This window comes from Haemophilus parainfluenzae (assembly GCF_014931275.1).
Classification (GTDB): domain Bacteria; phylum Pseudomonadota; class Gammaproteobacteria; order Enterobacterales; family Pasteurellaceae; genus Haemophilus_D.
The window spans coordinates 1,037,536-1,052,164 of sequence record NZ_CP063110.1; the positions used below are offsets into that span (position 1 = coordinate 1,037,536).

General features: G+C 38.6%; 11 protein-coding genes, 1 tRNA gene and 1 other annotated feature. Of the genes, 6 read left to right on the forward strand and 6 right to left on the reverse strand.

All coding sequences use genetic code 11. From position 1 onward, the window contains the following. Positions 1-6: 6 nt before the first annotated feature. The gene (locus INQ00_RS09760) at positions 7-180 is read right to left on the reverse strand and encodes a hypothetical protein (protein ID WP_197560072.1); all 174 of its coding nucleotides are present in this window, start codon (positions 178-180) and stop codon (positions 7-9) included. A gap of 177 nt (positions 181-357) precedes the next feature. Between INQ00_RS09760 and rne the strand changes: the two genes are divergently transcribed. After that, on the forward strand, positions 358-3,168 hold the full coding sequence (gene rne, locus INQ00_RS05120) for a ribonuclease E (RefSeq protein WP_197546405.1): 2,811 nt from the start codon (positions 358-360) through the stop codon (positions 3,166-3,168). A 155-nt stretch (positions 3,169-3,323) separates the two neighbouring features. After that, positions 3,324-3,413, forward strand: a tRNA-Ser gene (locus INQ00_RS05125). 68 nt (positions 3,414-3,481) lie between these two features. Here the strand turns inward: INQ00_RS05125 and priC are convergent. From priC to gloA, 4 genes are all read right to left on the reverse strand, one after another. Next, the gene (priC, locus tag INQ00_RS05130; protein ID WP_197546406.1) at positions 3,482-4,063 is read right to left on the reverse strand and encodes a primosomal replication protein PriC; all 582 of its coding nucleotides are present in this window, start codon (positions 4,061-4,063) and stop codon (positions 3,482-3,484) included. Between the two features lie 38 nt (positions 4,064-4,101). Further along, positions 4,102-5,454, reverse strand: a complete 1,353-nt coding sequence (locus INQ00_RS05135; RefSeq protein ID WP_197546407.1) for a Na+/H+ antiporter family protein — start codon at positions 5,452-5,454, stop codon at positions 4,102-4,104. Between the two features lie 104 nt (positions 5,455-5,558). Then, positions 5,559-5,686, reverse strand: a sequence feature (His leader region). Between the two features lie 117 nt (positions 5,687-5,803). Further along, on the reverse strand, positions 5,804-6,493 hold the full coding sequence (gene rnt, locus INQ00_RS05140; protein WP_197546408.1) for a ribonuclease T: 690 nt from the start codon (positions 6,491-6,493) through the stop codon (positions 5,804-5,806). 74 nt (positions 6,494-6,567) lie between these two features. After that, positions 6,568-6,975 (reverse strand): lactoylglutathione lyase, encoded by a 408-nt coding sequence (gene gloA, locus INQ00_RS05145; protein ID WP_049356445.1) that lies wholly within the window; start codon positions 6,973-6,975, stop codon positions 6,568-6,570. Positions 6,976-7,144: 169 nt separating this feature from the next. Between gloA and INQ00_RS05150 the strand changes: the two genes are divergently transcribed. Further along, positions 7,145-9,817, forward strand: a complete 2,673-nt coding sequence (locus INQ00_RS05150) for a GDYXXLXY domain-containing protein (RefSeq protein ID WP_197546409.1) — start codon at positions 7,145-7,147, stop codon at positions 9,815-9,817. A gap of 67 nt (positions 9,818-9,884) precedes the next feature. On the opposite strand, the gene cmoA is transcribed toward INQ00_RS05150, so the two are convergent. Beyond that, positions 9,885-10,610 carry a carboxy-S-adenosyl-L-methionine synthase CmoA gene (gene cmoA, locus INQ00_RS05155; protein ID WP_197546410.1) on the reverse strand — a complete coding sequence of 242 codons (726 nt, stop codon included), beginning with the start codon at positions 10,608-10,610 and terminating at the stop codon, positions 9,885-9,887. A 184-nt stretch (positions 10,611-10,794) separates the two neighbouring features. On the opposite strand from cmoA, the gene aspS reads away from it, so the two are divergent. The 3 genes from aspS to INQ00_RS05170 all read left to right on the forward strand — a co-directional run bounded on the left by aspS (position 10,795) and on the right by INQ00_RS05170 (position 14,615). Further along, positions 10,795-12,561, forward strand: coding sequence for an aspartate--tRNA ligase (gene aspS, locus INQ00_RS05160; protein WP_197546411.1), 1,767 nt, complete (start codon positions 10,795-10,797; stop codon positions 12,559-12,561). An 80-nt stretch (positions 12,562-12,641) separates the two neighbouring features. After that, positions 12,642-13,022, forward strand: coding sequence for a hypothetical protein (locus tag INQ00_RS05165; protein ID WP_197546412.1), 381 nt, complete (start codon positions 12,642-12,644; stop codon positions 13,020-13,022). A 324-nt stretch (positions 13,023-13,346) separates the two neighbouring features. Continuing rightward, positions 13,347-14,615, forward strand: coding sequence for an NRAMP family divalent metal transporter (locus INQ00_RS05170; RefSeq protein ID WP_014064903.1), 1,269 nt, complete (start codon positions 13,347-13,349; stop codon positions 14,613-14,615). Positions 14,616-14,629 lie beyond the last annotated feature (14 nt).

The following is a 14,629-nucleotide window of genomic DNA, read 5'->3' on the forward strand; positions in this document are numbered from 1 at the left end:
GCTAATTTAGCCCTGAATGTGGATAATAGAGCGTCTTTCTGCGCCTAAAATTTGGCATTTAGAAAGCGATTTTGTATGTTGGTCAAAACTCAATGCGGCGAATGGCATAAGACATTGATAATCAACATATTTTTCTTGAAGGTTAACGCTTCCTTGCAATGCGTAATTAACACACCGCATTGTTTTACGAAAATTGTCTTAGATAACAATTGAGTATGCTATCAATGCACCCAGCAACACACAGTCGTGAGATTGACTGTTCGCGAGAAACACGAGGTCGATGGCTAAGGTCAGTAAATCTGTAAAGTGCGGTTAATTTTCAAGGTATTTTAGATAATTCAAAACGAGAAATTGACAATGAAAAGAATGTTAATCAATGCGACTCAAAAAGAAGAGTTGCGCGTTGCGTTGGTCGATGGCCAGCGTTTATTCGACTTAGATATTGAAAGTCCGGGTCATGAACAGAAAAAAGCGAATATTTACAAAGGGAAAATCACTCGCGTAGAGCCGAGTTTAGAAGCAGCCTTTGTAGATTATGGTGCAGAGCGCCATGGCTTCCTTCCTTTAAAAGAAATTGCCCGCGAATATTTCCCTACTGATTATGTGTTCCAAGGTCGTCCAAATATCCGTGATATTTTGACTGAAGGCCAAGAAGTGATCGTTCAGGTGAACAAAGAAGAACGCGGCAATAAAGGCGCAGCCTTAACCACTTTTGTTTCCCTTGCCGGTAGTTATTTGGTGATTATGCCAAACAATCCACGTGCAGGTGGTATCTCTCGCCGTATTGAAGGCGATGAACGTATCGAATTAAAAGAAGCATTGAGTTCTTTAGATGTACCGGAAGGCGTTGGTCTTATCGTACGTACAGCGGGTGTGGGTAAATCACCAGAAGAATTACAATGGGACTTGAAAGTACTTTTACATCATTGGGAAGCGATCAAACAAGCTTCACAAAGCCGTCCTGCGCCATTCTTAATTCACCAAGAAAGTGATGTGATCGTTCGTGCGATCCGTGATTACTTGCGTCGTGATATCGGTGAGATTTTAATTGATAGCCCGAAAGTATTTGAAAAAGCGAAAGCACACATCAAACTTGTACGTCCAGATTTCATCAATCGTGTGAAATTATATCAAGGTGAAGTGCCGCTATTTAGCCACTATCAAATTGAGTCACAAATTGAATCAGCCTTCCAACGTGAAGTGCGTTTACCTTCTGGCGGTTCAATTGTCATTGATGTGACAGAAGCGTTAACAGCGATCGATATCAACTCGGCGCGTTCAACACGTGGTGGTGATATTGAGGAAACCGCATTAAATACCAACCTTGAAGCGGCAGATGAAATTGCTCGTCAATTACGTTTACGTGACTTAGGTGGCTTAGTGGTTATCGACTTCATTGATATGACACCTGTTCGTCACCAACGTGAAGTAGAAAACCGTATCCGTGATGCGGTACGTCAAGACCGTGCGCGAATTCAAATTAGCCGTATTTCTCGCTTCGGCTTATTGGAAATGTCACGTCAGCGTTTAAGCCCATCATTAGGTGAGTCTTCTCACCATGTTTGCCCACGCTGTCAAGGTACGGGTAAAGTGCGTGATAACGAAAGTTTATCACTTTCTATCTTACGTTTAATCGAAGAAGAAGCGTTAAAAGAAAATACCAAACAAGTGCACACCATCGTGCCTGTACAAATTGCGTCTTACTTACTTAACGAAAAACGTAAAGCTGTTCATAGTATCGAAAAACGCCATGATGTTGATATTATCGTGGTACCAAATGAAGCAATGGAAACGCCACATTTCAGCGTATTCCGTGTTCGTGAAGGCGAAGAGCTAAATGAATTAAGCTATAACTTAACGAAATTCCATGATGCACAAGACGATACATTTGTACCAGAAGAGTCTCTTGTTTCTCGCAATATCGAAACGGCAGCAGTGACCTCTGAGCAAGTGATGGAAAGTGCAGCAGTATCTCTATCGATTCCAACGGCTGCACCAGCACCAGTTGAGCGTAAATCAGAAGAACCGTCATTGTTTGCAAAAATTGTTGCCGCAATTAAAGGTTTATTTGCTTCTGAACCAAAAGAAGAGAAAAACCAAAACAACCGCAACAATCGTAACAACAACCGTAATAATCGTCGTAATCAAGATCGTCGTAATAATCGCCGTTCTCGCAATAACGAAAACAACGATAATGCGAAAAATACAGACGAAGAAAATGCGCGTCCAACTCGCGAGCGTGTAAATAATCGTCGCAATCGTCGTAACGCGAATGAAGAAGTGACATCTGAAAGTGCGGTTAATTTTGCTAATGTTTCTGATGATAATCGTCAAGAAGAAAAAGCAGAGAAACCGGTAGCAGAGCGTCGTCAACGTCGTGATTTACGTAAACGCGTTCGTATTGATGACAATGCAACTGATGTAAACGAGAATGTTATTGAAGCGGTTGAAGTACCCGTTGTTGAGACTGTTCAAAATGAAGTGGTTGAAAACAATGTTGCTGATAATGCTGAAGATAAACCACGTCAAGAACGTCAGCGTCGTACTCCACGTCATTTACGTACATCGAATAATCAACGCCGTCGTCGTAATGAAGTGAAGTCACCAATGCCATTATTTGCGGCAGTTGCTTCACCTGAATTAGCAAGCGGTAAAGTTTGTGTCGATTATTCTGTTGTGAATGCAGCGAAAGAAAGCAATTTCTTATCTGTGGATGAATTGCTTGAGCAAGAAAAAACGAAAAAAGGTGTGATTACGCCTGCAACAGGTATTGTCGTGGAAGAGAAATCAGTTGAAGCACAACCAGCGTTAGATTTCATTACTCAACCGGCAAATGAAGCGGTTCAACAGAAAGTGCAAGAATCATTAGAACGCTTGCATCATAAATCAGAACCTGTTGCTCAAGTTGCAACAACAGAAGTTGAACCACAAGAGAAAACAGAGTTTGTTCGCTCTTATGTGTTCACTGGTCGTGCAGGCACCATTTCAGCAGTACAGCACACAAAAGCAGCGATGACATTAGCTAAAGCACCAGATGAAGAGTCTAAACCATTCCCAATTGTAGAATGGACGGAGTCTCGCTATTACTTTAATGGTAAAGGCGCCGCAGGCCATCATAGTGCAATTAGTCATATTTATTCTGAAGCGACACAAGCAAAAGCAGAGTAATATCTCAATAATAAAAACGGAGCCAGTAGGTTCCGTTTTTTATTTTGTGTATTTTTAAAACATAGTGATTTAAAAGTAGTCAGTCAGATAATTTTTTTATTTTCTTGCTTGACGGGGTGGGGGAAAAAACGTATTATTCACCTCGCTTAAATCACGGAGGAATGGTCGAGTGGTTGAAGGCACCGGTCTTGAAAACCGGCGAGGGTTTACGCCCTCCGTGAGTTCGAATCTCACTTCCTCCGCCATCAAATTCAAAAAATCCCTAAGTCGAAAGATTTAGGGATTTTTACGTTTCAGTCTATTAAAAAATATCTTATTTTTTGACCGCACTTTCTTGGGCTTCTTTAAAGGCAAGGTATTCTTCTAAGGTCTCAATCGCCTCTAAACATTTTTGACGGCGCGTTAAATAAATTGCCGCAGTTTGCTTATGCATATCTCGTTGAATATCTGTTTGTGCCGTATCCTCTTGTGCTTTAGCTTCTTCGTATTTTTCCGTGAGTTGCTGCAAGGCTTCATAATATTTCTCTAAACGCTCTCTTGGAGGGAGGCGATGAATGCTATGTTGTGATTTACTAGTTGCAACTTGGGGCTCTGTTATTTTCGGCTGAATGGGCTTTTTATGCTTGCGATTCATGGCTTCAGTCAAGGCGGTACATTGCCCTAAAAGATGTTCTGCCATAAATACAATTTGTTCTTCATTTTGATGAGGAATTTTACATAGCTTAGTTAAGCTTTGTTGGATTTCTTTGAGATAAAAACCGACGGTTTCAAAATCTTCGGTAAATAAAGTGCGGTTAAATTTCGCGTTGATTTTTTTATCAGAGTCAGTTTGATAGGCTTGAGTCAGTTGCTGTACTTTTTGCTCGAGCGTATTGAGTAATGATTGAATAGACATAAAAAATCCCCGCATAATGTATGCAGGGATTATAACGATTAAAGGGTCATGGCTGCAATCCAACCGAACGCTAATAATGGGATATTGTAGTGAATAAAGGTTGGCACAACAGAATCCCAAATGTGGTCGTGTTTACCATCTATATTCAAACCGGATGTTGGCCCAAGTGTTGAGTCAGAAGCCGGTGAACCCGCATCTCCTAATGCTGCTGCTACACCTACGATAGCGACTGTCGCAAGTGGTGAGAAGCCAAAAGAGAGACAAAGTGGTACATAAATTGAGGTAATAATCGGTACAGTTGAGAAAGAAGAACCAATACCCATGGTAATCAATAACCCAACGAGTAACATTAAGAATGCCGCAACGCCTTTACTTTGAATCGCACCAGTTGAAAGTGCATCAACTAACTCTTTCACACCGCTTGTGGTATTAATCACATTAGCGAAACCAGACGCTGCAATCATAACAAAGCCGATCATCGCCATTAAACGTAAGCCTTGTTGGAAAATGTCATTACTTTCTTTGAGTTTGAAGATACCGAATACACCGAAAATGATTAAACCAACTAAACCACCAATAATTGTAGAGCTTGTGAAAAGCTGTGTGGCAAAAGTGGCGACAATAGCAACCGCACTTGCAGTAATTTGAATAGGTTTAATGTTCGCAATGTGTTGTTCAATTTCAGTTGTAGTTGGTTCTGCCGTTGTCACAACATACTCGCGCGGTTTGCGATAGGTAACAAACACCGCAGTGAGTAAACCAAGAATCATACCTGAAACAGGGATAAGCATAGCAAGAGAAACTTCACCTACGCTAGTTTGTAAGCCGAGTGATGCACCAGCAAGATTGATATTTTTAACTAAAACACTTTCAATAAAGATTTTCCCGAAACCGATAGGTAAGATCATATAGGTTGCCGTTAAACCGAAGGTAATAATACAAGCGACTGCACGACGGTCGATTTTTAAACGGTTAAAAATAGAAAGTAACGGCGGCACAACAATCGGGATAAACGCAATGTGCACTGGGAGTAAGTTTTGGGATGAAATAGCGAATAAAAGTAAAATACTCAGTAGCGTATATTTAAACCAAGCTAAATTTTTGCCAGTTGGTGTTTTATTCATTCGGGTAATGATTTTGTAGGCAAGCAAATCAGTGATGCCAGATTTTGAAATTGCAATGGCAAATGCGCCTAACATGGCGTAGTTCATCGCTACTTCAGCTCCACCACCTAAACCACCTGTAAAGGCTTCAATGGTTTTTCCTAAACCTAAGTCACCACACAAGCCTGCAGTCAGAGCGGAAATCACCAGTGCGATAACCACGTTTACGCGCAGCAAGCTTAACGCCAGTAGCACGACAATTGAAATAACAACGGGATTCGATAACATATTGTTGTTCCTTATTGATTAATTAAAAGAAAAAGGTCGCATAAAAGAAAATTGATTTAAGGTTAAATGTCGCATAGTAATAAACTCCTGTAAATTAATAATAAAACAAAAACCCCTCGAAAGTTGCCTTCCGAGGGGTAAGATTTTTTTGATCTTTATCTTGTCAGCTCGGAAGAAATCTTCCAAGCACGCCAACAGCCTGAAAGATTATTCAGTTGAATGGCGATGATGGTGACGAAGGATAAAGTTCATTGGAAACTCTCTTATTTAGATAACTAAATTGAATTACTTTTTAAAATACGGTAAACCAGAAATGATTGCAAGTTTTTTTTCTAAAAAATTTTAAAAATTAAAGTGCGGTCTGATTTTCATCTGTTTTTTCCGCTTCATCTGTTTGAGCAATATGCGGGAATCCCCCGAGATCTTTTAAATGATTCACCATATAGCAAAATAATTCTGCGGTACGTTCAGTATCATATAGCGCAGAGTGTGCTTGTTTGCCATCAAAAGGAATTTTTGCCGCTTGGCACGCTTTGACGAGTACCGTTTGCCCAAACATAAAACCGGCAAGCGTTGCCGTATCAAACATCCCAAAAGGGTGGAATGGATTGCGTTTTACACCCGTACGTTCTGCCGCAGCCATGACAAAGCTTTGGTCAAAAGCCGCATTATGTGCCACGATGATAGAACGCTGACATTCCGCATTTTTTTGTCCACGACGCACCATTTGGAATAATCCCGTGATCGCATCTAATTCAGATACGGCACCACGCAATGGATTGTGAATATCAATCCCATTAAATTTGAGTGATTCCGGATTAATATTCGCCCCCTCAAATGGTTCAATATGAAAATGGCATTTTTGATCAGGTTGTAAATTGCCATTCTCATCCATTTTTAAGGTGATTGCTGCAAGCTCTAAAAGCGCATCTTTTTTTGCATCGAATCCCGCTGTTTCCACATCAATAATGACAGGAAAGTAGCCGCGAAAACGATTTTTTAATTGGTGGTGATAAGGAATTTCTTGAGAATTGGACATATTGTATCCTTTAAAATAAATAACGCAGGTAACCCTGCGTTATAAAAGAGCGAAAAAATCAACCGCACTTTTAATTAATTGCCTAGACCAGATTTTGAGCTTTTATTTTCGATAAATTCAATTTTATAGCCATCTGGATCTTCAACGAAAGCAATAACGGTTGTACCACCTTTAACAGGGCCTGGTTCGCGAGTCACTTTACCACCACTTGCACGAACTGCTTCACAAATAGCATAAATATCATCAACGCCGATAGCAATATGTCCATACGCAGTACCCTGTTCATATTTATCTACGCCCCAGTTGTATGTTAATTCAATTTCTGCAGCGCTTTCGCCATCTTCGTAACCTAAAAATGCAAGCGTATATTTATATTCTGGGTTTTCACTCGTACGCAATAAACGCATACCTAAAACATCTTGATAAAATTTAATAGAGCGGTCTAAATCACCTACTCGAAGCATTGTGTGTAAAATTTGCATTTTGTTATCCCCTGTATATCTTCAGGCTAAAAATTCTACCATAAAATGCAATGTGGCGCGAATTAATCTTCGAAACTCGGGGAAATCACATTGCATTTTTTTAAGTTATTTATTTACCTTACTATTATGCTAAGATAATGAGGATCTTTTTATAAAAAGGAAAAAATGAATGAATACAACAGGCCTTTTTAATCTTTCTTGGCAACGTTATTTAAATTTACTGTTTTTATTATTAACTGTGGGATTTTTAACGAGTGGAGTAATTACGTTAATTGCAGCTAATTTAGATTATTTTTCTGATTTAGCCAAAATTTATGGCTTACAAACATTGCTTGTGGTGATAGTAGTATTAGGTATTTATTGCTTTATTCGAGAGAGTCGTCGACAAGCCACAGAAAAATTAAAGTGGAAGACATATAGTATCTTTTTTGTTGTTTCAGTCTTGATTGGCGGTTTATTTGCCTTAGTCGGCCAAACCTATCAAACGGGGGCTGATGTATGGCAGTTATTTGCAGTTTGGACACTCTGCCAACTTCCATTTTTATTATTATTTCCGAATGTGGCCTCTGCATTATTATTTGCCGCCACCGCCAATGTTGCGTTTTATTTATTTAATGAACAAAACTCGCATAACTCAATGTGTTATGCCGTGTTGATTAATGCTGGATTACTTGTGATATCGGAATTATTCAGTAAAACTTTTCATGATCAACATTGGCGCATTTTACCTAAAGTATTTCTAGTACTGACTTTTGTCAGTTTATTCGGTTTAATAGTAATTTATGATGTGTACTTTTATGCTTATGCTTGGGGTGAGCTTGGTCGTTCATCACTCAGTTCTTTGCTAATTGCTATTCCTGCCTTAATCGCACTTTATGTATATCACAAATATCGCTTTGATTTTATTAATTTAATTATTTCAGTCATAGCCTTGCTTGGCGCTTATTGCTTTTTGGCATCTCTTTTGATTCGTGGTGCATCTCTTTTGATTCGTGGTGTAGAAGAGGGGGTGGTTTTAGGATTGATTGGCTTTATTTTCACAGTCATGGCAATCAAGTGGTTAGTGAAACGCTATAAACAAGAATATCCAAATAATAAGAAATCCCATTGGGCGATTTCAATACTATGGATGATAGCTTTATTGATAGCACTAGTGACGATAGGTGTTTGGTTATTTTTATTTTTAGGTTTAGATGAGTCTAGTGCATTCATCGTTGGTATTCTTTTATTTGGTATAGCTTGGTTGATTACTTTAAATAAAGATAAAAATGAATACACTACAATTTTAGCAGGTTTATTTTTTCTAATCGCAAACAGTTTTTTAGGATTCTATTTGCTTGTTAAATTTGATGATTTTTTTCTTTTATTAGGAAATGAATTTAGCAAAGATTCAAATCTCGGTATCTTTATTTCCACACTGATTTTTTCAGTCATTATTATTGTTAGCTACAAATTGATGCCGAATTCTTTAGTGAGGATTCTACTGGTTACCCAGCTTCTCGTTTTTTGGCAAATTTCCTATAATCTATATTTCCATAATTACAGCTTGAATAACGCATGGTTTAACATATGGTTTAATAACAGATGGTTTAATAAAATCCAGCTCTTGAGTTCGATTGTACTCTTTTATTGGGTCATGCGACCTCATCAATCAGCGCGAATTCATTTAAAGCCTATTGCCTGGGGAACAGTATTATTCTCTCTATGGATCTCTGTGCCGTCGTATATGACGATTCCTTGGGTAGATTATGGCCTTATTGATACAGATGTTTCAAGTGATGTCATGCCAGCAGACGCGATGAGTCTTGATAATGTGTTGCAAGTTTTAAGTGGACAATTTTGGTCACACTTCCAGTTTGATGTTAGCCATATCTTATATCTGCTTATCTGTGCATTACCATTAATTGTCTATGTACTAATGAATAAGCATAGTGAATCCAAACACACAGAAGCAGTGTTAATTTTATTAGTATTAACCTTGTTTGCATTAGGCTTTGTTGGGATACCCGTCATTTTATATTTAACAGCGTTATTATTGCTTGTTTATTGGACGGACAGCCGTGCGTTCTTCGGTCTTTTGGTATTTGCCTTTGTTGTTTATTTAGGTGGGTTCTATTACCAATTGAGCATCCCATTACTCTATAAAGGGGTATTGCTAGTAAGCTTTGCCGTTATTTTTGCGATTGTTACTTTATTCTTGCATGCACGTTATAAAGCGCCTTCACAAAGTGCGGTCGAAAACCATTCTGTTTTTAAAGCACCGATTTGGCTTGTTGGCGTCTTTGTGATTGCATTATTGGGGGCGGTGAACTATAAAGTGCAGCAATTTGAAGATGTGCTGGCTACCGGTAAGCCTATTGTTTTAAAAATCGCCCCTGTGGATCCTCGTTCATTGATGCAAGGCGATTATATGATATTGAATTACGCTATTTTATCTGAGTTTCAGCAAAGTCAGGTTTTACCTGAATCGAATGAATCCCTTGAAAGCAATGAATCTATTGATACTCTTGAATCTAATGAAACCACTGAAACCACAGGTATAGATGAATCAAGTCCTTCGGGAAACAAAGCTTATCTCCTTGTTCATCTTGATAAAAATCATGTTGCGACATTTTGTGAGGCGCAATCAGAAATACCAACAGATTTTAAACATTGCACACCAAATGTTTATTTGCCAATTCGTTATAATGGTAGTTGGCTTCCTAAATTACCAAGCCAAGATTATTTCTTTGCAGAAGGAAAAGGTGAATATTATGCACAAGCAGAATATGCAGAATATCGCTTTAAAGACGGTATTTTGTTGCTAGCTCGTTTATTAGATAAGGATTTAAAAGGGCTATAAAGCATTGGTGACAAATAAGGGCGTATTTGATACGCCCTTATTTTTTAGATGATTGATTGGGTTATGATTATTTTACCGCGATCATCGAGCCAAAATTAAAACATTGGAACCATAATTCGACGTGTGAAAATCCGATGTTTTTTAACCGCTCTTTGTGGATGTCAATCGAGTCAGTACGCATTACATTTTCAAGTGCGGTGCGTTTTTGGCTCACTTCAAGCTCACTGTAACCGTTAGCACGTTTGAATTGGTGGTGGAGGTCAATAAGCAACTCATTCACTTTTTCATCTTCAAAACGGAATTTTTCAGAGAGCACTAATACACCATTTGGGCTTAAACCTTGGTAGATTTTGGTGAGCAAGGCTACACGATCTTCTGGTGGTAAAAATTGCAATGTGAAGTTGAGCACTACCATTGAGGCGTTCTTAATTTCAATTTGCCGAATATCATCGCAAAGAATTTCTACGGGCACATCACTATGATAAGCCGCAACGTGCTGACGGCAGCGTTCCACCATTGGTAAAGAATTATCGACACCGATAATTTTCACATTCGGTTGTTTAATATTACGTCGCATAGAAAGAGCTGCCGCACCGCGTGAACAGCCTAAATCATAGACTTGGCTGTCAGCAGTCACAAAACGTTCAGCCAACATACCAATCGCCGTGATAATGTTGGAGTAGCCCGGAATCGAGCGTTGAATCATATCGGGGAAAACTTCCGCCACACTTTCATCAAAAGTAAAATCGCCCAGTTTTTCGATCGGGGCTGCAAAAATCGTATCTTTCATCATGATTAAATTCTGTTGTTGTATTGAGAGGGCATTTATTTAGATAAAATGCAAAAAACTGCGGTCATTTTAGTGAAAGTTTTTAAAGGATCAAATAAATTTCGCTTTTCAATTTAAAAGGCATGTCTTTTTCCGTATAATCAACGCGTTAATTATCCATTTTTAGAAAAATGAAAGGAATATAGAAATGATGCGTACACATTATTGCGGTGCATTAAACCGCAACCATATTGGACAAGAAGTAACATTAAGCGGTTGGGTTCACCGTCGTCGCGATTTAGGTGGTTTAATTTTTATTGATATGCGTGATCGTGATGGTGTCGTACAAGTTTGTTTTGACCCGAAATATCAAGAAGCGTTAACCGCAGCTTCAGGCTTACGTAATGAATTTTGTATTCAAATTAAAGGTGAAGTGATCGCGCGTCCAGACAATCAAATTAATAAAAATATGGCGACAGGCGAAGTGGAAGTATTAGCGAAAGAATTACGCATCTACAACGCTTCTGACGTTTTACCATTAGACTTCAACCAAAATAACACCGAAGAACAACGTTTAAAATATCGTTATTTAGATTTACGTCGTCCAGAAATGGCACAACGTTTGAAAACCCGTGCAAAAATCACCAGCTTTGTGCGTCGCTTTATGGATGACAATGGTTTCCTTGATATTGAAACCCCAATGCTTACTAAAGCAACGCCAGAAGGTGCGCGTGACTATTTAGTGCCAAGCCGTGTACATAAAGGCAAATTCTATGCATTACCGCAATCACCACAGCTTTTCAAACAGCTTCTCATGATGTCTGGTTTTGATCGTTATTATCAAATCGTAAAATGTTTCCGTGATGAAGACTTACGTGCAGACCGTCAGCCTGAATTTACCCAAATCGATGTGGAAACTTCTTTCTTAACTGCGCCAGAAGTACGTGAGATCATGGAACGCATGGTACACGGTTTATGGCAAAACATCATTGGTGTGAATTTAGGTAAATTCCCACAAATGACCTGGCAAGAAGCGATGACTCGTTTTGGTTCAGATAAACCAGATTTGCGTAACCCGCTTGAATTAGTTGATGTGGCAGATATCGTTAAAGATGTTGAATTTAAAGTATTTAATGAGCCTGCAAATAATCCAAACGGTCGTGTGGCAGTCATTCGTGTACCAAATGGTACTGAAATCACTCGTAAACAAATTGATGAATACACACAATTTGTTGGTATTTACGGTGCAAAAGGTTTGGCTTGGGCGAAAGTAAATGACATTAATGCTGGTCTTGAAGGCGTACAAAGCCCGATTGCGAAATTCTTAAATGAAGAGGTATGGAAAGCGTTAGCTGAACGCGTGAAAGCTCAAACTGGCGATATCTTATTCTTCGGTGCAGATAAATGGCAAACCACGACGGATGCAATGGGTGCGTTACGTTTGAAATTAGGTCGTGATCTTGGTTTAACTCGTTTAGATGAATGGCAACCGCTTTGGGTAATTGATTTCCCTATGTTTGAACGTGACGATGAAGGTAATCTTGCTGCAATGCATCACCCATTCACTTCACCAAAAGATTTCAGCCCAGAGCAATTAGAAGCCGATCCAACAAGTGCGGTAGCAAATGCTTACGATATGGTGATCAACGGCTATGAAGTAGGTGGTGGTTCTGTGCGTATTTTCGATCCAAAAATGCAACAAACGGTATTCCGCATTCTTGGTATCAACGAACAAGAACAACGCGAAAAATTCGGTTTCTTGTTAGATGCATTAAAATTCGGTACACCGCCACATGCTGGTTTAGCATTTGGTTTAGACCGTTTAACCATGCTTTTAACAGGCACTGAAAATATCCGTGATGTGATTGCATTCCCGAAAACAACAGCCGCAGCTTGTTTAATGACTGAAGCGCCAAGTTTTGCGAATCCACAGGCATTAGCTGAGTTGAGTATTGCAGTGACTAAAGCTGAGTAGTTTCTGTTTTTAAAATCGACCGTAGTTTTACGGTCGATTTTTTGGTTTATTAAGTTATAGGTGTTATTGCAAGGTATAAAATGGAACGCCCAATATCTGTAAGTGTGATTGCTTGGTTATACATACTGGGGGGAGCTAGTGATTGCTTTTCCCTACTTTTTTCATTATTTGAAGAAACATTTAGTTTAAGTTTCGATCAGATTTTGAGACTATACCTAATAAATTTTGTTCTGGGTGTATTAATTTTTCTTACAGGTATTAAATTGCTTGAAGGGCAAAATAGTGGTCGGATCTTATTTATAATATCAGCTCTTTTATATATTGTGTGGAGCTGGATTAGCTACGATCTTGACTCAACTTTATTTATTGGCTCAGTCGTTCGCTTAATTGTGTTTGGATTAATTCTCTATCGACCAAGTGTAAATAAATATTTTACTCAAACTTCAAAAGTGTCAGAGTAGAGGGGACTTGTTTCTCATGACTATTCTAGTTTTTAGTATCTAGTATGAGCTAATACGATATAAGTGCGGTCAAAAATTCAACTGATTTTGACCGCACTTTCTTTTTATTGAAAAAATTTTATTCACTTAAATACATCACTTTTTTTGGTATGAATATGATGTGGTTTTATTTGTTTTGAAATTATATCCTGAAATTTAAAAATAATTAGATTTTTACACTTTTATTCTTCTTTAAATGGAACTTTATTTACTTTACTCAAGGATAAAATTCTATTATAAATAAGGCCTTTTTCGATTTATGATTAATTTATAAGAGAACATTTTATGAGTGAAGTTTCAACTCCAGTAGAAAAATCAACGTGGGCGAGTAAATTCTCTGCCTTAGGTCCTGGAATCGTGATGGCATCAGCAGCTGTTGGTGGTTCACACATTATTGCATCCACCCAAGCGGGTGCGATCTATGGTTGGGAATTAGTGAGCATTGTTATTCTTGCTAATTTATTCAAATATCCTTTCTTCCGTTTCGGTGTTCAATACACCTTAGATACGGGTAATACCTTGTTAGAAGGTTACCGTCAAAAAGGGAAATTCTATCTTTGGTTATTCCTTGCTTTAAACGTTTTTGCGACTGTGATTAATACTGCGGCAGTAGGGTTATTAACGGCCGCAATTTTAACGTTCATTACGCCAATTCCTCTACCAATGCCAGTATTAAGCTCATTAGTGATTCTTGTGACAACCGGCATTTTATTGTTGGGTAAATATCGTTTATTAGATAGTTTATCGAAAATCATCATGATTGCTTTAACGGTAACCACCGTGAGCGCTGTCGTGATTGCTTTTATGCGTAATGGTATCAATGGCGTAGCCACACCTGATTTTGTAGCGCCTTCTCCATGGGAATTAAGTAAATTAGCGTTTTTAGTGGCCTTAATGGGCTGGATGCCTGCACCAATTGAAATTTCTGCTGTTAACTCTATGTGGGTGGTGGCAAAACGTCGTCTAACGAAAGTATCTTATGAAGACGGTTTATTTGACTTCAACGTGGGTTATATCGGCACAGCAATTTTAGCTGTCGTATTCTTAGCGCTTGGTGCATTGGTACAATATGGTTCTCCTGAAACCGTCGAGATGGTTGGCGGAAAATATATTGCACAACTTATCAATATGTATGCAAGTACTATCGGTGAATGGTCTCGCTTATTAATTGCAGTCATTGCGTTCATGTGTATGTTTGGTACAACAATTACAGTAATTGATGGTTACTCTCGTACCAACGTTGAATCTTTGCGTATCTTATTTGGTAAACAAGAAAGCTCTGTGAGAATTCTTAATATCGGTATGATTTTTGCGGCGTTATCTGGTTTAGCGATTATTTTCTACTTTAATAATGCAGTAGGCCCAATGCTGAAATTCGCGATGATTGCTTCATTTGTTTCTGCACCAATCTTTGCTTGGTTGAATTTATCTCTGACTAAGCACGCGAAACACAGTGTAAAAGGCGGATTATTGTGGTTATCCCTTATCGGTTTATTCTACTTAACAGCCTTTGCAGGCTTGTTTATCGCCCAACAAGCTGGCTGGTTAAACTAAAATAATTGAGATAA

Excerpts from the sequence above, each read along its gene's own strand:
- INQ00_RS09760 (WP_197560072.1), bottom strand. The coding sequence starts at position 180 with ATGCGGTGTGTTAATTACGCATTGCAAGGAAGCGTTAACCTTCAAGAA.
- rne (WP_197546405.1), top strand. The coding sequence starts at position 358 with ATGAAAAGAATGTTAATCAATGCGACTCAAAAAGAAGAGTTGCGCGTT.
- priC (WP_197546406.1), bottom strand. The coding sequence starts at position 4,063 with ATGTCTATTCAATCATTACTCAATACGCTCGAGCAAAAAGTACAGCAA.
- INQ00_RS05135 (WP_197546407.1), bottom strand. The coding sequence starts at position 5,454 with ATGTTATCGAATCCCGTTGTTATTTCAATTGTCGTGCTACTGGCGTTA.
- rnt (WP_197546408.1), bottom strand. The coding sequence starts at position 6,493 with ATGTCCAATTCTCAAGAAATTCCTTATCACCACCAATTAAAAAATCGT.
- gloA (WP_049356445.1), bottom strand. The coding sequence starts at position 6,975 with ATGCAAATTTTACACACAATGCTTCGAGTAGGTGATTTAGACCGCTCT.
- INQ00_RS05150 (WP_197546409.1), top strand. The coding sequence starts at position 7,145 with ATGAATACAACAGGCCTTTTTAATCTTTCTTGGCAACGTTATTTAAAT.
- cmoA (WP_197546410.1), bottom strand. The coding sequence starts at position 10,610 with ATGATGAAAGATACGATTTTTGCAGCCCCGATCGAAAAACTGGGCGAT.
- aspS (WP_197546411.1), top strand. The coding sequence starts at position 10,795 with ATGATGCGTACACATTATTGCGGTGCATTAAACCGCAACCATATTGGA.
- INQ00_RS05165 (WP_197546412.1), top strand. The coding sequence starts at position 12,642 with ATGGAACGCCCAATATCTGTAAGTGTGATTGCTTGGTTATACATACTG.
- INQ00_RS05170 (WP_014064903.1), top strand. The coding sequence starts at position 13,347 with ATGAGTGAAGTTTCAACTCCAGTAGAAAAATCAACGTGGGCGAGTAAA.